General features: G+C 72.0%; 25 protein-coding genes and 1 riboswitch. Of the genes, 12 read left to right on the top strand and 13 right to left on the bottom strand.

Annotated features, from left to right (window positions below; all coding sequences use genetic code 11):
• The first annotated feature begins 118 nt into the window (after window positions 1-118).
• Entirely contained in the window at window positions 119-1,246 is a 1,128-nt protein-coding gene (locus tag GTY47_RS36770; RefSeq protein WP_010041102.1) for an 8-amino-7-oxononanoate synthase, read from the top strand.
• A 63-nt stretch (window positions 1,247-1,309) separates the two neighbouring features.
• Here the strand turns inward: GTY47_RS36770 and GTY47_RS36765 are convergent, their stop codons facing one another.
• Window positions 1,310-1,540 carry a DUF397 domain-containing protein gene (locus GTY47_RS36765; RefSeq protein WP_010041101.1) on the bottom strand — a complete coding sequence of 77 codons (231 nt, stop codon included), beginning with the start codon at window positions 1,538-1,540 and terminating at the stop codon, window positions 1,310-1,312.
• Between the two features lie 9 nt (window positions 1,541-1,549).
• Window positions 1,550-2,410 (bottom strand): helix-turn-helix transcriptional regulator, encoded by an 861-nt coding sequence (locus GTY47_RS36760; RefSeq protein ID WP_010041100.1) that lies wholly within the window; start codon window positions 2,408-2,410, stop codon window positions 1,550-1,552.
• A 213-nt stretch (window positions 2,411-2,623) separates the two neighbouring features.
• Between GTY47_RS36760 and GTY47_RS36755 the strand changes: the two genes are divergently transcribed.
• Window positions 2,624-3,082: an ATP-binding protein gene (locus tag GTY47_RS36755; RefSeq protein ID WP_029181257.1), complete on the top strand. Its 459-nt coding sequence runs from the start codon at window positions 2,624-2,626 to the stop codon at window positions 3,080-3,082.
• Window positions 3,083-3,084: 2 nt separating this feature from the next.
• On the opposite strand, the gene GTY47_RS36750 is transcribed toward GTY47_RS36755, so the two are convergent.
• Complete coding sequence (locus GTY47_RS36750) at window positions 3,085-4,011, bottom strand: LysR family transcriptional regulator (RefSeq protein WP_010041098.1); 927 nt, start codon at window positions 4,009-4,011, stop codon at window positions 3,085-3,087.
• Window positions 4,012-4,103: 92 nt separating this feature from the next.
• Between GTY47_RS36750 and GTY47_RS36745 the strand changes: the two genes are divergently transcribed.
• Window positions 4,104-4,733 (top strand): LysE family translocator, encoded by a 630-nt coding sequence (locus GTY47_RS36745; RefSeq protein ID WP_010041095.1) that lies wholly within the window; start codon window positions 4,104-4,106, stop codon window positions 4,731-4,733.
• Here GTY47_RS36745 and GTY47_RS36740 read toward each other — a convergent pair.
• The 4 genes from GTY47_RS36740 to GTY47_RS36725 all read right to left on the bottom strand — a co-directional run bounded on the left by GTY47_RS36740 (window position 4,669) and on the right by GTY47_RS36725 (window position 7,368).
• Window positions 4,669-5,310 (bottom strand): DUF6328 family protein, encoded by a 642-nt coding sequence (locus tag GTY47_RS36740; RefSeq protein ID WP_010041094.1) that lies wholly within the window; start codon window positions 5,308-5,310, stop codon window positions 4,669-4,671. The genes GTY47_RS36745 and GTY47_RS36740 overlap by 65 nt on opposite strands.
• Window positions 5,311-5,391: 81 nt before the next feature.
• Window positions 5,392-5,865, bottom strand: a complete 474-nt coding sequence (locus GTY47_RS36735; protein WP_010041093.1) for a C40 family peptidase — start codon at window positions 5,863-5,865, stop codon at window positions 5,392-5,394.
• Between the two features lie 3 nt (window positions 5,866-5,868).
• Window positions 5,869-6,081: riboswitch (cyclic di-AMP (ydaO/yuaA leader) on the bottom strand.
• Window positions 6,082-6,416: 335 nt separating this feature from the next.
• Window positions 6,417-6,725, bottom strand: coding sequence for a hypothetical protein (locus GTY47_RS36730; RefSeq protein WP_010041092.1), 309 nt, complete (start codon window positions 6,723-6,725; stop codon window positions 6,417-6,419).
• 7 nt (window positions 6,726-6,732) lie between these two features.
• A complete protein-coding gene (locus GTY47_RS36725; protein ID WP_010041091.1) occupies window positions 6,733-7,368 on the bottom strand; it encodes an ATP-dependent Clp protease proteolytic subunit in 636 nt (211 codons plus the stop codon).
• Window positions 7,369-7,498: 130 nt separating this feature from the next.
• Between GTY47_RS36725 and GTY47_RS36720 the strand changes: the two genes are divergently transcribed.
• From GTY47_RS36720 to GTY47_RS36685, 8 genes are all read left to right on the top strand, one after another.
• Window positions 7,499-7,786, top strand: coding sequence for a hypothetical protein (locus tag GTY47_RS36720; RefSeq protein ID WP_010041089.1), 288 nt, complete (start codon window positions 7,499-7,501; stop codon window positions 7,784-7,786).
• A gap of 202 nt (window positions 7,787-7,988) precedes the next feature.
• Window positions 7,989-8,276, top strand: coding sequence for a type II toxin-antitoxin system Phd/YefM family antitoxin (locus tag GTY47_RS36715; RefSeq protein WP_010041088.1), 288 nt, complete (start codon window positions 7,989-7,991; stop codon window positions 8,274-8,276).
• A 167-nt stretch (window positions 8,277-8,443) separates the two neighbouring features.
• Complete coding sequence (locus GTY47_RS36710; protein ID WP_010041087.1) at window positions 8,444-8,746, top strand: urease subunit gamma; 303 nt, start codon at window positions 8,444-8,446, stop codon at window positions 8,744-8,746.
• Between the two features lie 11 nt (window positions 8,747-8,757).
• Window positions 8,758-9,069 (top strand): urease subunit beta, encoded by a 312-nt coding sequence (locus tag GTY47_RS36705; RefSeq protein ID WP_010041085.1) that lies wholly within the window; start codon window positions 8,758-8,760, stop codon window positions 9,067-9,069.
• Window positions 9,062-10,783 (top strand): urease subunit alpha, encoded by a 1,722-nt coding sequence (locus GTY47_RS36700; RefSeq protein WP_010041081.1) that lies wholly within the window; start codon window positions 9,062-9,064, stop codon window positions 10,781-10,783. Before GTY47_RS36705 ends, GTY47_RS36700 begins: the two co-directional genes overlap by 8 nt.
• 10 nt (window positions 10,784-10,793) lie before the next feature.
• Complete coding sequence (locus GTY47_RS36695; RefSeq protein ID WP_010041073.1) at window positions 10,794-11,468, top strand: urease accessory UreF family protein; 675 nt, start codon at window positions 10,794-10,796, stop codon at window positions 11,466-11,468.
• 67 nt (window positions 11,469-11,535) lie between these two features.
• On the top strand, window positions 11,536-12,225 hold the full coding sequence (gene ureG, locus GTY47_RS36690) for an urease accessory protein UreG (RefSeq protein WP_010041070.1): 690 nt from the start codon (window positions 11,536-11,538) through the stop codon (window positions 12,223-12,225).
• Window positions 12,207-12,986, top strand: a complete 780-nt coding sequence (locus GTY47_RS36685) for an urease accessory protein UreD (RefSeq protein ID WP_010041068.1) — start codon at window positions 12,207-12,209, stop codon at window positions 12,984-12,986. The genes ureG and GTY47_RS36685 overlap by 19 nt, the downstream gene beginning before the upstream one ends.
• Window positions 12,987-12,994: 8 nt before the next feature.
• Here GTY47_RS36685 and GTY47_RS36680 read toward each other — a convergent pair whose 3' ends face one another.
• Window positions 12,995-14,020: an NAD-dependent epimerase/dehydratase family protein gene (locus GTY47_RS36680; RefSeq protein ID WP_086012523.1), complete on the bottom strand. Its 1,026-nt coding sequence runs from the start codon at window positions 14,018-14,020 to the stop codon at window positions 12,995-12,997.
• 59 nt (window positions 14,021-14,079) lie between these two features.
• Window positions 14,080-14,799, bottom strand: coding sequence for a lysophospholipid acyltransferase family protein (locus GTY47_RS36675; RefSeq protein WP_010041063.1), 720 nt, complete (start codon window positions 14,797-14,799; stop codon window positions 14,080-14,082).
• 320 nt (window positions 14,800-15,119) lie between these two features.
• On the opposite strand from GTY47_RS36675, the gene GTY47_RS36670 reads away from it, so the two are divergent.
• Window positions 15,120-15,575, top strand: a complete 456-nt coding sequence (locus GTY47_RS36670; protein ID WP_029181256.1) for an RpiB/LacA/LacB family sugar-phosphate isomerase — start codon at window positions 15,120-15,122, stop codon at window positions 15,573-15,575.
• A gap of 15 nt (window positions 15,576-15,590) precedes the next feature.
• On the opposite strand, the gene GTY47_RS36665 is transcribed toward GTY47_RS36670, so the two are convergent.
• The 4 genes from GTY47_RS36665 to ddaH form a co-directional block, all read right to left on the bottom strand.
• Window positions 15,591-16,832 carry a SpoIIE family protein phosphatase gene (locus tag GTY47_RS36665; protein ID WP_010041059.1) on the bottom strand — a complete coding sequence of 414 codons (1,242 nt, stop codon included), beginning with the start codon at window positions 16,830-16,832 and terminating at the stop codon, window positions 15,591-15,593.
• Window positions 16,833-16,899: 67 nt separating this feature from the next.
• A complete protein-coding gene (locus GTY47_RS36660; RefSeq protein ID WP_010041056.1) occupies window positions 16,900-19,377 on the bottom strand; it encodes a SpoIIE family protein phosphatase in 2,478 nt (825 codons plus the stop codon).
• A gap of 275 nt (window positions 19,378-19,652) precedes the next feature.
• The gene (gene rocD, locus GTY47_RS36655; protein WP_010041055.1) at window positions 19,653-20,906 is read right to left on the bottom strand and encodes an ornithine--oxo-acid transaminase; all 1,254 of its coding nucleotides are present in this window, start codon (window positions 20,904-20,906) and stop codon (window positions 19,653-19,655) included.
• On the bottom strand, window positions 20,903-21,724 hold the full coding sequence (gene ddaH, locus GTY47_RS36650) for a dimethylargininase (protein ID WP_010041054.1): 822 nt from the start codon (window positions 21,722-21,724) through the stop codon (window positions 20,903-20,905). The genes rocD and ddaH overlap by 4 nt, the downstream gene beginning before the upstream one ends.
• Between the last annotated feature and the right edge of the window lie 116 nt (window positions 21,725-21,840).

Here is a 21,840-nt window from a genome sequence, read left to right as displayed (position 1 = left end):
GGCCAAGGAGAGTTCGTACAACAGAGGCGCTTCGAGGTGTGGGTATTGCCACACACTGACCTGCTGGTGGGCCCGCTAGTGTCTGTGCACTGCCTACAAATTCCCCGGAGGACCCCCCATGGCGTTCGGCTGGATCGACGAGCAGGCGCGGCTGCGCCGTCGCGCCGGACTCGTACGGACACTGCGCCCCCGTCCGGCCGTTTCACCGCTCCTCGACCTGGCGAGCAACGACTACCTGGGACTGGCCCGCCATCCCGAGGTCACCGAGGGTGCGGCCCGTGCCGCGCGGCTCTGGGGCGGCGGCTCGACCGGCTCCCGGCTCGTCACCGGCAGCACCGAACTGCACGCCGAACTCGAACGGGAACTGGCCGATTTCTGCGGTGTCGAGGCGGCCCTCGTCTTCTCCTCCGGCTACGCGGCCAACCTCGCGGCGGTCACCGCGCTGGCCCCGCACGGCTCCCTCATCGTCTCCGACGCGGGCAACCACGCCTCGCTCATCGACGGCTGCCGGCTGGCCCGCGGCACCACACAGGTGGTGGCGCACGCCGAGCCGGAGGCCGTGCGCAAGGCGCTGCACACGCACGGGGGCACGGCGATCACCGTGTCCGACACGGTCTTCTCGGTCGACGGCGACGCGGCCCCGCTCGCCGCGCTCGCCGAGGCGTGCCGGGAGCACGGCGCGGGTCTGGTGGTGGACGACGCCCACGGCCTGGGCGTCCTCGGTGACGGCGGCCGCGGCGCCCCGCACGCGGCGGGGCTCGCGGGCGCCGACGACGTCGTCGTGACGGTCACGCTGTCCAAGTCGCTCGGCAGTCAGGGCGGAGCCGTCCTCGGCCCGGCCCGGGTGATCGACCACTTGGTCAACGCGGCACGGACGTTCATCTTCGACACGGGTCTCGCCCCCGCGGCGGCGGGGGCGGCCCTGTCGGCACTGCGGCTGCTGCGCCGCGAGCCGGAGCGCGCGGCTCGGGTCCGCGCGGTGGCGGGCGAGTTGCACGCACGCCTGACCGCCGCGGGTCTGGAAGCGGTACGTCCGGACGCCGCGGTGGTCTCGGTGCGGGCGCCCTCTCCCGAGGACGCCGTGCGCTGGGCGGCCGGGTGCCGCGCGGCGGGCCTGGCCGTGGGCTGCTTCCGTCCTCCTTCCGTGCCCGACGGCATCTCACGGCTCAGGCTGACCGCCCGCGCGGACCTGACCGCGGAACAGATCGAACGCGCTGTACGACTGATCGGCGAGACGCGGCCATGAGTCGGCGTGACACGGCCGTGCGTCGCTCGACGACGGACTGATCAGGAGTGGTTCGGATGCGGCTCAGATGCGGTCGACCGCGGCCGTGAACTCCGTCCAGCTCCTCCGTGAGAAGAGCAGTGCGGGCCCGGCCGGGTCCTTGGAGTCGCGCACGGCGAGCAGTCCGGCCCAGGGCGGGGCGGCCGGACACGCGGTCTCGACGCAGTTGTTCGCGCCGGTGCTGTAGCTGCTGCGCAACCACCGCACACCGTGCAGTTCGATGCTTGAGGGGACGTGACGAGGCAGTGCACGCATGGTGCCTCCTTACGCGCCGGCGGCTGTCCCGGCGATGAAATCCAACGAGTCCTCGGGCGAAAGGGCGTGGATCTGAAGGGCGTTGAAGGCCTCCGTGTAGGCCCGGAGGTCTTCTTTCCGTTCGAGGTAGAGGCTACTCGTCAAGTGGTCGAGAACAACAACATCCAGATCAGATGTGCTCGAAAATGAGAAAATAACGAAAGGGCCGGTGACTCCGATGTGCGCCCCGGCGGCGAACGGCAGCACCTGGAGCCGCACTTGGGGCAGCCGCGCCGCCTCGACCAGCCGTTCCAGCTGCCGGGCCATCACCCCGGGCCCGCCCACCTCCCGCCGCAGCACCGCCTCGTCCAGGACGGCGCTCAGTTCCAGCGGCGGATCCGCGCGCAGCACGTCCTGCCGGGCCAGACGCACCTCGACCAGCGTGTCGAGCCGGTCCTCCGGCAGCCCCTCCACCGCGGCCTTCGTCACCGCACGGGCGTACTCGGGCGTCTGGAGCAGCCCCGGGACGACCGTGGTCTCCAGCGTGCGCATCGCGCCGGCCTGTGACTCCAGGCTGATGAAGTCCCGGTAGGTCGGCGGCAGCACCCCGCGGTAGGCGTGCCACCAGTGGGTCCGCCCGCCACTGTCCTCGGACCCCGCCAACACCATGAGCAACTCGCGCAGTTGAGCGTCCGCCACGGCGTACGCGTCGAGAAGTAACCGCACATCGGCCGGTTTCACCCCGCTCGTGCCCGTCTCGATACGGCTGACCTTCGACTGGTGCCAGCCCACCAGCCGGGCCGCCTCACCACTGGTGAGCCCCGCCGAGGTGCGCAGCGCGCGAAGTTCGGCGCCCAGTTTCCGGCGGCGCACCGCGGGACCGTGCTGCATGGGTTACTCCTTACTCCTTCCGAGCCACCCAAATACGGTCTCGCGTCGCAGAGTTCACCGCTTTGAGCGACAGATATATGCATATCTTGGTGGATCGCCGCCCTTCCGGGGTGTTCTGGTGGCACTCTGGCGACGAAGCACCAGTCCGGGACCGTACTCGAACCTTCCGCTCCGTGTCGGACTGCGGTCCCGTGGGAAAGGGACGACGTCGCCATGGCAGACCATTTGGAAGCATCCGTCACTCTGCCGAGCGATCCCGCCTCGGTCTCCGCAGCGCGCGCCTACGTGGTGGGCACGCTGGCGGAGTGGGGCCTGCCGGCGGACACGGAAGTGTCCGACACCATCCGGCTCATCATCTCCGAACTCGCGACCAACGCCGTCCAGCACACGTTCGGACAGTCGCCCACCTTCACGGTGGACGTCGAACTCGACCGCGACGAACACCTGCGCATCGGCGTCACGGACAGCCACCCGCGATTCCCCAGACGCCTGCCCGCCGCCGTCCAGCAGGACAACGGGCGCGGCCTCGTCATCATCCGCTGGCTGACCGCGGAATGCGGCGGCAGGCTCAGGATCCGCCGCACCCGCGAGGGCGGCAAGACCATCTCGATCGAACTCCCGTGGACCGTCCCGGTCCAGCCCGTGACGGCTGCGGGGCAGCAGGAGCCGTGATCTCACCGCATCTCTGACGCGTGCCGCGCGCGGCCGAACGCCCCGCGCAACAGGGCCCGGAAGGCCTCCACGGCAGGCGCCGCCTCCTCGCCCCGGTAGGCGACCGAGATCGTACGGCGCAATTCGCCCGCCCCGAGCGGGCGCACCCCGACCGGCGTGACCGATGTCCGCGCCACCATCTCCGGTACGACGCCCACCCCGAGCCCCGCGCTGACCAGTGCGCACACCAGCGCATAGCCGGGTGTCGAGACCAGGACCGACGGGCTGGCCCCGGCCCGCGCCAGCGCCGCCTCCACACCCTGCCGGGAAGGATGTTCCGGCGCCATGCTGATCAGCGGCTGACCTGCCAGTTCCGTCAAGGGAAGCCTGGACGTGCCGTCGGCGAGGGCATGACCCGGGGCGGTCACCAGAACCAGCTCCTCCACCAGGACCGGCTCCAAGCGGACGGAAGCGGGGAGCGAGAGGGCGTCGGCGGGCTCGTACGTGTGCGTCAGGGCCAGGTCGATGTCACCGGCGGCCACGGCCATGACACCGGTCGGCGGTTCGTGGTCGGCGACGGACAGCTCCACATCCGGGTGAGCCCGGCGGAACGCGCTCAGTACCGGCGGCAGCAGATGGATGCCCGCCGTCTGGAACGTCCCGAGCCTCAGGACGCCGCCCGACAGACCGGCCAGCCGGGCCAGTTCATGACGGGCCCGCTCCAACTCGTCGAGCACGCGCCGGGCCCGTGCCACCAGCAGCTCGCCCGCGCCCGTCAGCCGCGCCCCGCGGTGATGCCGGACCAGCAGCGCCGAGCCGGCCTCCCGCTCCAGCTTGGCCAGTTGCTGGGAGAGCGCGGGCGGGGTGTAACCGAGGCGCTCGGCCGCCCGGGTGATGGACCCGGCCTCCGCGACGGCGACCAGAGCCGCGAGCCGGGTCGGGTCGTACATGCCGCTGACCTCCACAGACCAAAGCGATGCTTAAGGCTTCCTCAGGATATTCGACATACCTGCTGAAGGCCCTGGTCCGGCAGGCTGGCCGCATGGACGCACAACTCATCGCCTTCACCGGGGTGGCGGCGGGCATGGTCGCGATGCCGGGCGCCGACTTCACGGTGGTCGTGCGCAACGCCCTGGTCTCCCGCCGGGCCGGCGTGGCCTGCGCGCTCGGCATCGCGGGCGGGCTGCTCCTGCACACCGCGCTGGCCGTTGCGGGGGTCGCCGCGGTCCTGGCCGCCGTGCCCGCGCTGTTCCGGGCGCTCCAGCTGCTGGGCGGCGGCTACGTCCTGTACCTGGGAGCGCGGACGCTGTGGTCACTGCGCGGGCACCGTGCCGTGGTCGCCGAAACCACGGGGACCGCTTCGTCCGCCGTGCGTCCCTTGCGGCAGGGCTTCGTCACGAACGCCCTGAACCCGAAGGCGCCCATCACCTTCCTCAGCCTGCTGCCGCAGTTCGTGCCCGCGAGCGGTCCCGCGCTGCCCCGGACGCTGCTGCTGGCGCTGATCGTGGTGGTCCTCGCCCTGCTGTGGTTCCCGGCCGTGGCGCTGCTGGTGGACCGACTCGGCCGCCGGCTGCGGGAGCCGCGTGCCGCGCGGGCCGTCGAGGGGGTCACCGGGGCCGCGCTGACGCTTCTCGGCGTGCTGCTCCTTCTCGAACCCCTGAGGGCTGCCTGATCGTGCCGCGCGGCGGTGCGGGGATCCGGACGGGACCCCGGGACGCAGGCTCCTCGCTGGTGGCTTGCGGCCGTCCGGGGCTGCCCTGCGTCTCGTCGCGCAGCCCCGCTCGCCGCACCAGCCGGGGGAGCAGCCCCCACAGACCGACGCAGACCAGGAACGTCGCCGCGCCCGCGGCGATGCCGCCGGCCCGACTGGTCGTCACATCGACCACCAGCAGGACCGAACCGCTGAAGGCGAACACCAGAACGATCAGACCGGTGGTGGCCAGTCGTGAGGAGACCTGCACGATGCGCGGCTTGGCGCCCTGCTGGAAGAGCGAGCGGTGCAGCGCGGCCGGCGCGGTGAACAGGGCCGCGGCCAGGACCGCCAGCAGCAGCGTGATGACGTAGGTGACGCGCTGGACCGTGTCGAGGGACGTGAAGCGCGAGGTGAACGCGAGCGACAGCAGGAACGCGAAGAGGATCTGTACGCCCGTCTGGGTGACCCGGAGCTCCTGGAGCAGCTCGACGAAGTTCCGGTCGGCGCGTTGCAGCGGAGTCTCGCCGCGCGCGGTGCAGGGACGGTGCTCGGCCATGGGGGACGGGTAACCACTTGAGGCCGTGTCACGCCCCGGCGTGCGGCGGCGCGTCAGGGACGCCGCCGCACGCCGGGCGGATCACCTCACGCGTCCGTACCAGACGCTCTTGGTCCAGATCTTCTGCAGCCGCACCACGTCCCCGCTCTTGGGGGCGTGCCAGAGCTTGTTTTTACCCGCGTAGATACCGACGTGGTACACGCTGCTGCCCGAGTGGAAGAACACCAGGTCTCCGGCTTTGCGGTTCTTGGCGGAGATGTGGCGCGTCTTGTTGTACTGCTGGGCGGCCGTGCGGGGGAGCTTCTTGCCCGCCTTCTTGAACGAGTACAGCGTGAGACCCGAGCAGTCGAACCTGTGCGGGCCGGTGGCCCCGTACTTGTAGGGCGATCCCTTCTTCGAGGCCGCTATCTGGAGTGCCTTGGTCGCCGGTGTGGCTGCCGCCGCCTCGGAGGAGAAGCCGGGAGCCACGATCGAGCCGCCCACGGCGGCGATGGTGAGGGCCGAGGCCGTACCGGCCCGGACCATGAGCGACGGGACACGATTGAGCGCAGTCATGCGCAACCCTTCGTCAGCCGCCTGTGAAGGATGACCTGTCGGATTCGGGCTGGCGAAGTTGCCCGGCCGCTGACGCGGCTTCACCCCAAGGGCTGCTCGGACCCGGTCATGGCGTGACCGTCCCGGCGACCCGTCGTGCTTGGGTCCTCCACTCCTGCCGATCCACTCCTGTCGACCGGTCATCCGGGCGGCGGCAGGACTCGGCGTCCGCCCGGACCGCCCCGCCGCTGCGGCGGGGGCTTGTCGTCAGACGGGATCTTGGCTCATGGTTGTCCCGAAATCCCAACGGAACCGGGGATTTGTGTTGTTACTCACCACTCACCCGTTCGGGTGGACACGTCTGTGTTCGAGCCACGGTCCACAGGCCCACTGGCCGTCGGACCAGCGATGGAATGTCCCATTCCGCCCTTCGGTCACGCGCGTTGCGCAACTGTGAGGGCCCGAAAAAAGGACTCTCGTCTACTCCGAACAGGGGTACGTCGTTCGGCCCGTTTCGACTCAGGCCCGGGCGCTCCGTCGACAGGGCGGGTGTCCGGGCCGGTGAGGCGGCGTCAACTGACGGACTCGGGGGGCAGGGTGACGCGGGCCGTGCGCCGCTCGCCGTCCAGCACCCGCAGTGCCCGGCCGAGGGTGCCGGCGTGCAGCTCCGTCTCGCCCCGCTGGTGCATCAGCGTCAGTGCGTCACGCAGCGCGGTCGCCTTGCCGACCAGGGCCTGGGCGGCGCGCAGTCCGCGATAGGTGTCGCCGGGCAGCGCCGGGTTGATCCGGCCGAGCAGATCGACGACCTCCAGGTAACGGTCGATCAACTCCGCCTCGGCGCGTGTCAGCGCGGGCAGCGGCGGCAGTTCGGGTGGGAGCACCGGCGGCTCACTCTCCGGTCGGCGGGGCCAGGGTGGCCTTGCGGTTGGGGATGATCCGGTCCACCAGGCCGTACTCCACCGCCTCCTGGGCGGTGAGGACCTTGTCGCGCTCGATGTCCGCGCTCACCTGCTCCCGGGTGCGCCCCGTGTGCCGTGCGAGCATCTCCTCCATGCGGGTCCGGATGCGTGTCAACTCGTCGGCCTGGATCGCCAGATCGCTGGCCTGTCCGCGGACCGGCTCGGGCAGGGCGGGCTGATGGATCACCACCCGCGCGTCCGGCAGCACGGATCGCTTGCCGGGCGTGCCCGCCGCCAGCAGCACCGAAGCGGCCGCGCCGGCCTGGCCCAGGCAGGTCGTCACCACGTCGCAGGCGACGTACTGCATCGTGTCGTAGATGGCCGACATGGCGTGGAAGGTGCCGCCGGGGGAGTTGATGTAGAGCGAGATGTCACGGTCGGGGGCCTGGTGCTCGAGGTACATGAACTGGGCCATCACGTCGTTCGCCGAGGTCTCGTCCACCGGCGTCCCGAGGAAGACGATCCGCTCCTCCAGCAGCTTCGAGTACGGATCCATCGACCGTTGTCCGGACGCCGTGCGTTCGGTGAACTCGGGCAGCACGTAACGGGCGGACGGTCGGGTCATGGCGACCCCCTCCTCGCGGGCAGAGCCGTCTCCGGCGACAGCTGTGTCTGTAAAAAATGTACAGGACGTACTTTTCAGAATGGAGGCAGATCGTGGGGGCGGGTAGATCACGCCGCGGTGCGCCGGGCCCGTGGTGCAGCGTCAGCAGATCAAGAAGCTGCCGTTGCGCGAGAGGATCGCGGCGGCGCGACGGCTGGCCGAAGGGCTGGACCCCGAGCTGCCGGACGCGCCGGTGACGCGGGAGCGTTTCCGTGTGGAGGTTCAGGAGAACATCGACACGGCCGGCTTCCATGACCAAGATCCTCAGCGGCAAGCGGGCGATCAAGTAGGGCCGCACCCACGCATGCACCATGAGGCCCGGGCCAGAGCCGTGGCTCACCACCTGGAGGTCAACCGCACTGCGGCCTGGGGGACGTGACAGAAAGTCCGTGTTGATCTCATGGGCCAGGGCCTCGGACATCATGTCTCGACGGACACGGACAGCGCGAGCAGGCGTTCGGCGGCCTCGACCAGCTCACGGGCCCCGTGGGTGAGTCACCGGTCAAACCCGCCTCTGACCTGCGGTTTTTATGGTCTCTATGGATCCCACGGACGTCATGGACGCCGCGTAGGCTAGGGGCATGGCCTACGAGATTCCGGTGACGCAAGCCAGGGCTGAGCTCGCCGACCTGATCAACCGCGTGGTGTACGGCGGCGAGCGCGTCGTCGTCACCCGGCACGGGAAGCCCCTCGTCGCCCTCGTCTCAGCCGATGACCTGCGGCGGCTCGACGAGACCCAGGAGCTCGTGGAGCCCGCGGAGGAGCAGGTGATCAGCGCGGTCTCCACGGTCCGCGATGTCGCGTCCGCTCCTCGCGAACGGCAGCGGTTCGGGATCGCGGCGGAGCACCGGGGGGCCGACCCGGCGTAGTCTCCGCGCCCGGAGCACGCGCCCGCTCGCCGGCCCGAACGAGCACGGCCCGGTTAACGTGCCTGAAACCCGGTCCAACTAGCCTGCCGCCACGCCACCAGGGCTTTTCCCCGGGGCTGCGGCAACCGGGCCCCGCACGGTCCGGAGCGAGGACTGTGAGGTGGGACGTGCAACTGACCCCGCACGAGCAAGAGAGACTGCTGATCCACGTGGCGGCCGACGTGGCCGAGAAGCGCCGGGCCCGTGGGCTCAGGCTCAACCACCCCGAGGCGGTCGCCCTCATCACGTCGCACATCCTCGAAGGCGCCCGTGACGGCCGTACCGTCGCCGAGCTCATGTCCTCCGGACGCACGCTGCTCACCCGGGACGACGTCATGGAAGGCGTCCCGGAGATGATCCACGACGTCCAGGTCGAGGCCACCTTCCCGGACGGCACCAAGCTCGTCACCGTCCACGAGCCCATCGTCTGAGAGAGGCCTCGATGACCCCCGGAGAGATCCTCTTCGCCGACGACCCGATTGTCTACAACGAGGGCCGCGACGTCACCCGGCTCACCGTCCTCAACGCCGCCGACCGGCCCGTACAGGTCGGCTCCCACTACCACTTCGCCGAGGCCAACCCCGGTCTGGAGTTCGACCGCGCCGCCGCGCGCGGCAAGCGGCTGAACGTCGCCGCCGGCACGGCCGTGCGCTTCGAACCCGGGATCCCCGTCGACGTCGAACTCGTACCGCTGACCGGCGCCCGCGTCGTGCCCGGTCTGCGCGGGGAGACCGGAGGTGCCCTCGATGCCTGAGATCTCGCGTGCCGCGTACGCCGACCTGTTCGGCCCGACGACCGGCGACCGGATCCGGCTCGCCGACACCGATCTGCTGGTCGAGATCGAGGAGGATCGTTCCGGCGGGCCCGGGCGCGCCGGAGACGAGGCGGTGTTCGGCGGCGGCAAGGTCATCCGCGAGTCCATGGGCCAGGCCCGCGCCACCCGTGCGGAGGGCACCCCGGACACCGTCATCACCGGCGCTGTAATCATCGACCACTGGGGCATCGTCAAGGCCGACGTCGGCATCCGCGACGGCCGGATCACCGGCATCGGCAAGGCCGGCAACCCCGACACCATGGACGGTGTGCACCCGGACCTGGTCATCGGCCCCGAGACCGAGATCATCGCCGGCAACGGGCGGATCCTCACCGCCGGCGCGATCGACGCCCACGTGCACTTCATCTGCCCGCAGATCGCCGACGAGGCGCTGTCCTCGGGCATCACGACCCTCGTCGGCGGCGGTACGGGCCCCGCGGAGGGCTCCAAGGCCACCACCGTGACCCCCGGGCCCTGGCATCTCGCGCGGATGCTGGAGGCCATGGAGGCCTACCCGCTCAACATCGGCCTGCTCGGCAAGGGCAACACCGTCTCCCACGAGGCGATGCTGTCGCAGATCCGGGGCGGCGCACTCGGCCTGAAGCTGCACGAGGACTGGGGCTCGACCCCGGCCGTCATCGACGCCTCGCTCACCGTCGCCGGGCAGACCGGCATCCAGGTCGCCATCCACACGGACACGCTCAACGAGGCCGGGTTCGTCGGCGACACGCTCGCCGCGATCGCCGGACGGGGCATCCACGCCTACCACACCGAGGGCGCCGGCGGCGGGCACGCGCCGGACATCATGACCGTGGTCTCCGAGCCGCACGTGCTGCCGAGCTCCACGAATCCCACCCGGCCGTTCACCGTCAACACCGCCGAGGAACACCTCGACATGCTGATGGTGTGCCACCACCTCAACCCGGCCGTGCCGGAGGACCTGGCCTTCGCCGAGTCCCGGATCCGGCCGTCCACCATCGGCGCCGAGGACGTGCTGCACGACCTGGGCGCGATCTCGATCATCTCCTCCGACTCGCAGGCCATGGGGCGCGTGGGCGAGGTCGTCATGCGGACCTGGCAGACCGCGCACGTGATGAAGCGGCGCCGGGGTGCGCTGCCCGGCGACGGCCGCGCCGACAACCGGCGAGTACGCCGCTATGTCGCCAAGTACACGATCAACCCGGCGCTCGCCCAGGGCCTGGCCCGGGAGATCGGGTCGGTGGAGAGCGGCAAGCTGGCCGACCTGGTGCTGTGGGAGCCGGCCTTCTTCGGCGTCAAGCCGCAGCTCGTGATCAAGGGCGGGCAGATCGCCTACGCGCAGATGGGCGACGCCAACGCCTCGATCCCCACACCCCAGCCGGTCCTGCCGCGCCCGATGTTCGGGGCGATCGGGCGGGCGCCCGCCGCCAACTCCGTGAACTTCGTCGCGCCCCTGGCCGTCGAGGACGGGCTGCCGGAGCGGCTGGGCCTCGGGAAACCATTCGTCGCGATCGAGTCGACGCGCGGCGTCACCAAGGCCGACATGCGGGAGAACGACGCCCGGCCCGACGTACGGGTCGACCCCGACAGCTTCGCCGTGCACATCGACGGGGAGCTGGTCGAGGCGGCGCCGGCGGCCGAACTGCCCATGGCCCAGCGGTACTTCCTGTTCTGAGGACGTCCTGATGTCACGTGCGGCACTGCTCGTCCTGGCCGACGGCCGCTTCCCCGCCGGCGGCCACGCCCATTCCGGCGGGGCGGAGGCGGCGGTCAAGGCCGGGCGAATCAGCGGGGCGGCGAGCCTGGCGGACTTCTGCCGGGGGCGCCTGCACACGGCCGGTTCGGTCGCGGCGGCCCTTTCGGCGGCTGCCGCGCTGGGGATCGACCCCGTCATGCTGGACCGTGCCGCGGACGCCCGTACGCCCTCGCCCGCGCTGCGGGTCGCCGCGCGCAAGCTGGGGCGGCAGCTGATGCGGGCCGCCCGGGCGACCTGGCCGTCCGCCGAGCTGGACGCCCTGGCCCGGGAGTTCCCCAAGGGCGCCCATCAGCCGGTGGTACTCGGGCTGGCGGCGCGGGCGGCCGGGCTGGGGCCGGTCGACGCGGCGTACTGCGCGGCGTACGAGAGCGTGAGCGGGCCCGCCACGGCGACGGTGCGGTTGCTGAGTCTGGATCCCTTCGACGCGACGGGGGTGCTGGCCCGGCTGGCGCCGGAGGTGGACCGCGTCGTGGACCGGGCGGTGCAGGCGGCACGGAGGGTGGTCGACGAGGGGGTCGACGCGCTGCCGGCGGGGTCGGCGCCGCTGCTCGAGATCGGGGCGGAGGTGCACGCGGCCTGGCCCGTGCGGCTCTTCGCCTCATAGGCAATCGATCAATCCCTTTCCCCCACCACCACTCGAATCAGTCGGACAAGAACGCGGGAGCCGCCCGATGCACCTCGACCACGACCACACCCACGACGGCCCCGGCGCCGTCAGCGCCGACGCCCTCCGGCCCGACGGCAGCCGCCGGGCCCTGCGGATCGGACTCGGCGGGCCCGTCGGGTCCGGGAAGACCGCCACCGTCGCCGCGCTGTGCCGCGCCTTGCGGGACGAGTTGTCCCTCGCGGTCGTCACCAACGACATCTACACCCGCGAGGACGCCGAGTTCCTGCTCCGGGAGGCCGTACTGCCGCCCGAGCGGATCTCCGCGGTGGAGACGGGAGCCTGCCCGCACACCGCGATCCGGGACGACATCTCCGCCAACCTGGAAGCGGTGGAGGACCTGGAGGACGCGGTGGGGCCGCTGGACCTGGTCCTCGTGGAGTCCGGTGGGGACAACCTCACCGCGACCTTCTCCAAGGGGCTCGTCGACGCGCAGATCTTCGTGATCGACGTGGCGGGGGGCGACGACATCCCGCGCAAGGGCGGTCCGGGCGTGACCACCGCCGACCTGCTCGTCGTCAACAAGACCGACCTCGCACCGTACGTCGGCTCCGACCTCGCGCGGATGGCGGCCGACGCCAAGGCACAGCGGGCCGAACTGCCGGTCGTCTTCCAGTCGCTGCGCAGCGGGCCCGGGGTGACGGATGTCGCGGCCTGGGTGCGTGCGCAGCTCGCCGCATGGACGGCACGGGCGTGAACAGCGCCGGGGTGCGGTCCGTGGCGAGGATCGTCGCCCGGGACGACGGCCGGGGCGGAACCGCCCTGCCGCTGCTGGAGAGCGACGGACCGCTTGCGCTGCGGCGCACCCGGGCGAGCGGTGCCGAGGCGCGGGTCATGCTGGTCGGAGCGATGAGCGGGCCGCTCGGCGGTGACCACTTCACCGTGCGAGCCCGGGTGGAGGAGGGGGCGCGGCTGTCCGTCGGCTCGGCCGCCGCCACCATCGCCCTGCCGGGGCAGGCCAAGGGAGAGGCCCGCTACGACGTCCGGCTCGACGTTGCCGACCAGGCCGAACTGCACTGGCTGCCCGAGCAGTTGATCTCCGCACAGGACAGCGACCTGTACGTCACGACCCGCGTCGAACTCGCCGCCACGGCCCGGCTCGTGCTGCGTGAGGAGCAGGTGCTCGGACGGGCCGGTGAAGAGCCCGGGCGGCTGACGAGCCGGCTGACCGTGCGGGTCGCCGGGCAGGTCCTGCTCGACCAGGAACTGGCCTGCGGGCCCGGCGCGCCGGGCGGCTGGGACGGCCCCGCGGTGCTCGGGGGGCACCGGTCGGTCGGTCAACTCCTCATTGTGCGGCCGGAGTTCGCCGCCGAGCCGGTGCCGGCCCGGGCACTCGGGGAAGGGGCCTCGGTGGTCCCGCTCGCCGGTCCCGCCGCCCTGGTGACCGCCGTGGCACCGGACGCGCTGCGGCTGCGGCGGCTGCTGGACGAGGCGCTGGCGTCTCTCGCGGAGACCTAGACGTCCGCTCAGGCCCCGAACGAGGCGTCCTCCGCCGCATAGTCGAACAGGTCGGGATAGGCCCTGGCGAGCGTCGGGAACGCCTCCTGCCAGTCCTGCCCGGACAGCCGGCGGGTGAGCCAGTCGATCGTCTCCGGCAGGCTCTCGGCGTAGGACACGACCGGCCGGTAGCCCAACTCCCGTTCCGCCGCGGTCATGTCGAAGACCACCGGCAGCTCCACCGACCAGGGCGAGCTGCCCACGGACGGCGAGGGCGGCGCCCCGTCCACCAGGACGGTCTCCGTCTCCACTCCCATCACCGCGTCCACCGCAGACCCGATCTCGGCCACCGTCGGCGGCTGCGGATCGCAGGCGTTGAGCACGCGCGAGCCGGGCCGGGCGGCCGCCAGCCGGATCAGTTCGGCGATGTTGCGGGCGGCCGACGTGTGGAAGCGGCTCTCGCCCCGGTGGGCGAGCACCCTCCTGCGCCGGCCGTCGAGGTTCCGTTTCACGAAGTACAGCTCGCGGGGGAGCGGGCTGTGGGGACCGTGGATCGCGGCCGGGCGCAGCAGGGTCGTGGGCAACCGGTCGCCCGCCGCGACGAGTTCGCTCTCCAGGGCGGCCTTGCCGGTGCTGTACGTGGCGTCCCCCGGCGGGACCGTCGGCTGGTCCTCCCGCACGGGCACGGGGTACTGCGGGAAGCCGCCCGGCTCGCTCATCGTGTCGAAGCCGCGACCCGTGCCGTCCTCGTACACCGTCACCGTCGACACGACCACGGCCGAGCCGATGCGGTCGGCCAGCCCGGTCAACTGCCGGGCGTGCCGGGCACCGTAGGCGACGATGTCGACCACGAGGTCGCAGCCGCCGCCGATCAGCGAGCCGAGCGCCGCGTCGTCCTCGCGGTCCAGCCGCACCGCCCGTACCTCGGCGGGCCAGCTCTCGTCCCGTGCCCCGCCGCGCGACGCGGCCGTCACCTCCCAGCCGTCCCGCGCCAGCGCCTCCACCGCCGGCCGTCCGATCTGCCCGCCGGCCCCGATCACCACAGCACGTCTCATCCCTCGACCGTAGATCGCCGGTCCGGCCGGGGAGGCGGCTTCTGCCGACAGCAGACACCTCAACTGAGCGGCAAGCGCGGGAACTTCCGCTCCTTCGCGGCGGCGGCCTCCTCGGCCTTCACGACGGCCGCGTACTGGTCGACGTACTCCTGCTCGGACAGGGAGAGGATCGCGTACATGATCTCGTCGGTGACGGCGCGCAGGATGGCCTTCTCGTTCTCCATGCCGGCGTAGCGCGAGAAGTCGAGGGGCTTGCCGAAGCGGATCACGACGGGGTGGATGTTGGGGATGACCTTGCCGGGGGGCTGGGCCTCGAAGGTGCCGATCATCGCGCAGGGGATGACCGGGACACCGGCCTTGAGGGCCATGACCGCGACGCCGACCTTGCCCTTGTAGAGCCGGCCGTCGTGCGAGCGCGTGCCCTCCGGGTAGATGCCGAGCAACTCGTCCTTGCCCAGCACGCCGAGGCCTTCGCGGATCGCGGCCTGCCCGGCGTCCTTGCCGGAGCGGTCGACGGGGATCTGCCCGGCGCTGCGGAAGAACGACGCCGTCAGCCGGCCCTTGATGCCGGGGCCCGTGAAGTACTCGGCCTTGGCGAGGAAGGTGATGCGCCGCTTGAGGACCGCGGGCATCAGGAAGTGGTCCGAGAAGGACAGGTGATTGCCGGCGATGATGGCGGCGCCCTCCGAAGGAACGTGCTCCAGGCCTTCTATTCGAGGCCGGAACACCAGTCTCAGCAGCGGTCCCAGCAGCACGTATTTCAGCAGGTAGTAGAACAAAGCGGGCGCTCCTCGACTCTTGCGGTGGACTCAACCGCCGCGTTCCAGCAGGTCAACCGGCATGTCGTGGGGTGCCAGTGTAGGTGCAGGCATGGCCACCGGGCACCTCGTGGGACCGGACCCGGCCGATCTTTTGCCGATTGACTGACGGTCAGTCAGAGAGGTGCATCCGGTGGTGCTCGTGCGGCTGGGGAGGACCGCGGGACCAGCGTGCTGCTCCATGCGGGTGACCGGCAAGCCGAACGGCCTGCCTGGCGGGATACGAGGGGGTGCCTGGCCAGCCGCTGGTTCTTGCGGCCCCGCCGAGTAGTCTGCGAAGCATGCGGATCTCTGTTTCCTCGGACATGGACGAGCCCGTCGCCCGCTCCCTCGTGGCCGCGCTGCGCGAGAGAGGGCACGAGGTGCGCCCGCACGGCGCGCTGCGCCCCGGGGACGACCCCCAATGGGCGGTGTGCTCCCAGGCCGCGGCCCGCGAGGTCGCCGACGGGACGGCCGACCAGGCCGTGGTGTGCTGCTGGACCGGCACCGGCGCCTCGATCGCCGCGAACAAGGTGCCCGGCGTCCGGGCCGCCCTGTGCACGGACGCCTACACGGCCGACGGGGCCCGCCGCTGGAACGACGCCAACGTCCTCGCGCTCAGCCTGCGGCTCACCTCCGAGCCGCTGCTGAAGGAGATCCTCGACGCGTGGTTCGCCGGCGAGCCCAGCACGGACGCCGAGGACCGGCAGAACGTGGACCGCGTCCGGCTGCTCGATCACGGCAACACCCGCCGCTGAGCCGGTCGCCCCGGCTCACAGCCGCACGATGATCAGCGCGGTGTCGTCGGTGGCGCCGCCGGGCGGCAGCAGTTCCAGCAGCACCGTGTCGGCGAGGCGCTCGGGATCCTGCTCCCGGTTCCGGTACAGGGCGTCGGCGAGACGGGTCAGGCCGGTGTCGATGTCCTCGCCGCGCCGCTCGACCAGGCCGTCGGTGTAGAGCGTGAGTGTGGCACCCGGCGTGAAGGACGTCTCGGCCTGTGGTCTCGGGATCGGGTCGGGGCGGGCGTCGAGCGGCGTGTCGGTGGCCTGGTCGAGGAACTCGGCGCGGCCACCGGGGTGGACCAGTACGGGCGGGAGGTGGCCGGCGCTGCTGTAGGTGATGGTGTGCCGGTCGAAGTCGATGAAGGTCGTCACGGCGGTCGCCGACTCCGCTCCTTCGACCACATGGGCGTAACGCCCCAGCACGTCCAGGGCCTGGGCCGGGCCCTCGGCGACCCGGGAGGCCGCGCTGAGCGCGCTGCGCAGCTGGCCCATGACGCCGGCGGCCTCCAGCCCGTGCCCGACCACGTCGCCCACGGACACGCCGACCCGGTGGCCGCCGACCAGGTCGACCAGGTCGTACCAGTCCCCGCACACGTTGAGCGCGCCCACGGCGGGCCGGTACCGGACGGCGGCCCGGTGGTGGTGGCTGACCTGACGGCGGTCGGGCAGCATCGCCTCCTGGAGGACCATGGCCACCTCCCGCTCCCGGGAGTGCGCCTGACGCAGCCGCTCGTTGAGCTCCTGGAGCTCGCGGGCCCGGGTGTACAGCTCGGCTTCCAGGACCCTGGACCGGCCGCCCCGGCCTCCCCCCGAGCGGCCCCGGGCCCGGATCAGCTCGGTGACCTCCTCGACCCGGTGCAGGATCAGCGCCACCTTGCCGTCGGGGCCGAGCAGCGGCGCGTTCACCGGACTCCAGTAGCGCTCCTGCCACTCCCCGGGCCGCTCGGGATCCTCGACGTCGTAGCGCTGGAGGGCCATGGCGTCACGCTCCCCGGTCGCCAGGACCCGGTACAGCGAGGCCTCCAGGTTGCGCATGCCCGTCGAGGCCGGGTCGTTGGGGTTGTCCGGGAAGACGTCGAACAGGTAGTGGCCGACCAGCTGCTCGCGGGAGCGGCCGGACACCCGGACGAACTCCTCGTTGACGTCCGCGTACACCAGCTCGGGCGTCAGCAGCGCCACCATGCCGGGCAGGGCCTGGAACACCGCCGTGTAATCGATCGCCGAGTCCGTCATGGCTGCCGCCTCACCACTGCCGGGTTCAGACCAGTTTCCCACGGTATGGGCGAACCTGTGTCCGGCATCACTCGAGGAGCGCCGCCACGGGCAGCTCGGCGAGCTCCGTCAGGGACTGCTCCGCCCAGATGATCTTCCCGTCGGGGACGAACCGCGTGCCCCACCGCTGGGTCAGCTGGGAGACCAGCAGCAGACCGCGCCCGCCCTCGTCCGTCGTACGGGGATGGCGCAGATGGGGCGCGGTGGCGCCGCTGTCGAAGACCTCGCAGACCAGGGCGCGCTCCCGGATCAGACGGAGCCGGATGGGCCCGGTGGCGTGCCGGATGGCGTTGGTGACCAGCTCGCTCACCACCAGTTCCGTGGTGAACGCCAGCTCCTGAAGCCCCCAGCGGGCAAGTTGCCGGGTGGCCATGCGGCGGGCGTCGGCGACGAGGGCCGGGTCGGGGTCCAGGTCCCAGGCCGCGACCTGCTCCGTGCCGAGGCGTTTCGTCCGGGCCATCAGCAGGGCCACGTCGTCGTACGGGCGCGCCGGGACCAGCGCGTCGACGACGTTCCGGCAGTGCGCCTCGAGCGGGCCGGCCCCTTCCAGCGCCCCACGCAGCCGTTCCCGGCCGGCGTCGACGGCCCAGGTCTCGGCCCGGGCCAGCAGCCCGTCCGTGTGCAGGGCGAGGGTGCTGCCCTCCGCGAGCGACAGCTCGACCGCCTCGAAGGGCGGCCCGCCCACGCCGAGCGGCGGCCCCTGCGGGAGATCGACGAACGTGACCGAGCCGTCGGGCAGGACCACGGCCGGCACGGGATGGCCCGCCGCGGCCATCGCGCACCCGCCGTCGACCGGGTCGTAGACGACGTACACACACCCGGAGCCCACACACTGCTGGCCCGCGGAGCCCGCCGTGCCCGGTTCGGCGCCGTCTTCCCGGGCCGACCGCGCGACCAGGTCGTCGAGGTGCGCCAGCACCTCCTCGGGCGGCAGATCCTGAGCGGCCAGCGTCCGTACGGCCGTCCGCAACTGCCCCATGGCCGCGGCGGCGTCGATGCCGTGCCCGGGCACCTCACCCACGACGAGCGCGACGCGCGCTCCTGACAGCGGGATGAGGTCGTACCAGTCGCCGCCCAGACCGGTCAGCTCGTCGGCCGGCCGGTAGCACGCGGCCACCTCGACCGCGTCCTGCTCGGGCAGCCGGTGGGGGAGCAGACTGCGCTGGAGGACGAGCGCGGCGTCGCGCTCGCGCGTGTAGCGCCGGGCGTTGTCCACGCAGACGGCCGCGCGGGAGACGAGGTCCTCGGCCAGCCGCAGGTCCTCCTCGTCGAAGGGCATCCGGCGCTGCCGGAAGAAGGTGGTGATGCCCAGGGTGGTGCCGCGCGCCCGGATCGGCACGACCATCACGCTGTGCAGGCCCAGCTCCGAGAACGTGGACCGCCGGCCGCCCGGGACGTCCGTGACCCACACCCGGGCCGACGGATCGAGCCGCTCCGCGTGCCAGGCCCGTCCCGTGGTCAGACAGCGGACCGGGGGCGACCCGGCCGGGTACGTCGCGACCTCGCCGATCCCGACGACGGCCTCCGGGACGCCCGCCTCCACGGACCGGTGGCCCGCCCGGCGCAGCGCCACCGAGTCGGCGTCCGCGAGCGGTCCGGGCGTCACCTCGGCGCCCCGCAGCACCGTCTCCAGCAGGTCCACGGTGACGAGGTCGGCCAGTCCCGGCACGGCCACGTCGGCCAGTTCCTGCGCGGTGCGCATGAGGTCCAGGCTGCGGCCGATCTTCTCGTTGGCGCGGTCGAGGAGCGCCAGCCGCTGCCGGGCGCGGTGCCGCTCGGTCATGTCGACGACCGTGTAGTACACGCCCATCGGGCGGCCCCGGTCGTCGTCGAGCCGGGTGAACGACAGCATGTGCGCGGTCTCGCGCAGCGGCGCCGACACCACATGGCCGACGTGCTCGTACCCGACCACGGCCTCGCCGGTCTCCAGCACGTGCCGCATCTGCGCCTCGACCGCCTGGGCGTCCAGGCCCGGCTGGACGTCCGCGAAGCGCAGCCCGAGACGCCGGGGCGGCGGTCCGCCGCCGAACTGCTCCAGGGCGGCGTTCGACCACACGAAACGCAGGTCCGTGTCCACGATCGCGATACCGACCGGGGCGTCGGCCACCATCCGTTCCAGCACCGTGCGGCTCATGTCCCAGCCGGGCGCGTCGGCCAGCTCCGACAGCAGCACCAGCCAGCGTGAGGCGCCGTGCGCCTCCTCGGCCGAGGTGATCCGGGCCGCGACCCTCACCGGCTGCCCGTCCCTGTGGCGGGCCGTCAGCAGCCCCGTCCAGCCGCCGTCCCTGCGGCACCGCTCGACCAGGTCCGGCACGCGCTGCGCGTCCTCGGCGGTCAGCAGATCCGCCAGCTTCCTGCCGACCGCCTCGGCAGCCGGGTACGCCAGCAGCCGCCGGGCCTCGCTGGTCCAGCCCGTCACCACGCCCTGCGGATCGAGCAACAGGGGCGCGGCGTCGGCCACGTCGAACCGCTGCCGGGCAACGCCGTACTCCTCGTGTGCGCCCACGGCCGACCTCTCTGTCGCTGAGAGTGGTCTACCACCTCTTGCCTCAATCTTCACCCTTCCGGCATGCGGGGGCGGTTTGTACGGGGCCGGTCGGGGCGGCCCAACGCCCCGCACCCCGCCGACACGGTCGTACGCCCGGCGCATTTTCGCGATGCACCTGGTCGGGGTGGCTCGCGGCGCGCCCAGCCCGGCGGAGGCCGCCCCCTGTCGGGCGGCCTCCGCCACACACCGGGCCTCCGCGACAGACCGGGCCTCCGCCGCAGATCCTGCGCCTCTTACCGCAGTACCTTCTCCAGCGACCCGAGCGCCCCTTCGAGCTCCTCGCCCGTGATGGTGAGCGGTGGGGCCAGGCGGATCGTGGAGCCGTGGGTGTCCTTGGCCAGGATTCCCTCCCGCATGAGGCGTTCGCTGATCTCCCGGCCCGTGCCGAGCGCGGGATCGATGTCGACGCCCGCCCACAGCCCCCGCGAGCGGAAGCCGACGACGCCCTTGCCGACCAGACCGGTCAGACCGTCCCGCAGGACCGCGCCCAGCTCGGTCGCGCGGCGCTGGAACCCGCCGGTCTCCAGCAGCTCGACCACCGCCGTGCCGACCGCGGCCGCCAGCGGGTTGCCGCCGAACGTCGACCCGTGCTCCCCGGGGTGCAGCACCCCGAGTACCTCCCGGCGCCCGACCACCGCCGACACCGGCACGATGCCGCCGCCCAGCGCCTTGCCCAGCAGCACCACGTCCGGCACGACCGACTCGTGCTCGACCGCCAGCGTGCTGCCCGTACGGCCGAGCCCGGACTGGATCTCGTCGGCGACGAACAGGCACCCCTTGCGGCGGGTCAGCTCACGCACGCCGGCCAGATAGCCGTCGTCCGGGACGATCACCCCGGCCTCGCCCTGGATCGGCTCGATCAGCACCGCCGCCGTCGTCTCGTCGACCGCCGCCTCCAGCGCGGCCAGGTCGTTGTACGGCACGATCCGGAAGCCGGGTGTGAAGGGCCCGAAGCCCGCCCGGGCCGTCTCGTCCGTGGAGAAGCTGACGATCGTCGTCGTACGGCCGTGGAAGTTGTCCGCGGCGACCACGATCGTCGCCCGGTCCGCCGGGACGCCCTTGACGTCGTACGCCCACTTGCGGGCCACCTTCACCCCGCTCTCCACCGCCTCCGCACCGGTGTTCATGGGCAGCACCATGTCCATACCGGTCAGCGCCGCCAGCCGCTCGGCGAACTCGGCGAGCCGGTCGTTGTGGAAGGCCCGCGAGGTCAGGGTCAGCCGGTCGAGCTGGCGATGGGCCGCCTCGATCAGCGCCGGGTGCCGGTGCCCGAAGTTGAGCGCCGAGTAGCCGGCCAGCATGTCGAGGTACCGCCGCCCCTCCACGTCCTCCACCCAGGTGCCCTCGGCGCGCGCGACGACCACGGGCAGCGGGTGGTAATTGTGCGCGAGGACCGGCTCCTCCGCGCGGATCAGGTCCTGCGAGCCACGGCTCTCCCGCGGGTCACGGGCCCCCTGCGAGTCGTCGGTGCGGACGGGTGCGGTCATGAGCGGATCTCCCGGATCTCCTGGGTGCAGCACTTGATGCCGCCACCGGCCTTCTGGAACTCGGACAGGTCGACGGGGACGGGGACGTAACCACGGTCGGCGAGCCGGCCGGCCAGGGCCGTCGCCCCCGGTGAGATGAACACGTGCCGTCCGTCGGAGACGGAGTTGAGCCCGAACGCCATCGCGTCCTCGCGGGTGGCGAGCACCGCGTCCGGGTACAGCCGGGCCAGCACCTCGCGGCTGCCCGGCGAGAACGCCTCGGGGTAGTAGGCGATGTTCTCCTCGTCCAGGACGAACAGCGCCGTGTCCAGGTGGTAGAAGTACGGGTCCACCAGCGTCAGGCTGATCACCGGCACCCCGAAGTACTCCTGCACCTCGCTGTGTGCCTCCCGGGTGGTACGGAAGCCCGTCCCGGCCAGGATCCAGCGGCCGGCCGGCACCAGGTCGCCCTCCCCCTCGCACACCGACTCGGGGTGATAGACCTCGTGGCCCTCGGCCTTGAACCACGCCTCGTACGGCACCGATTCGGGGCGGCGCTCGGGCGCGTGGAAGAGGGAGCCGAAGACGCGGCCGTCGACGACGACCGCCGCGTTCGCGGCGAAGACCATGTCGGGCAGACCGGGCACGGGTTTCACAGTGTCCACGGTATGGCCGTGGGCACGATAGGTGTCGACCAGCGCCTGCCACTGGTCCAGGGCGCGGATGACGTCGACGGGTTCGTCGGGATGCATCCACGGGTTGATCGCGTACTGCACGGCGAAGTGTCTGGGTTCGCAGACGAGGTAGCGCCGCCGGCGCGGCACACGGGAGTCGGGCACAGAGGGGTCCCTCCGCTTCCTCACGGTGTGTGACTGGGTGTTGACCCAACGGTAGGAACTGACGGAGGGGGCCGACAAGAAACAAAGGTTGCGCGTCCGCGCAGGAACGCTGCGTC

This window comes from Streptomyces sp. SID5464 (genome assembly GCF_009862985.1).
In the GTDB taxonomy this organism is placed as follows: Bacteria; Actinomycetota; Actinomycetes; order Streptomycetales; family Streptomycetaceae; genus Streptomyces; species Streptomyces chartreusis_D.
This window is presented reverse-complemented; position numbering and strand designations above follow the sequence as displayed.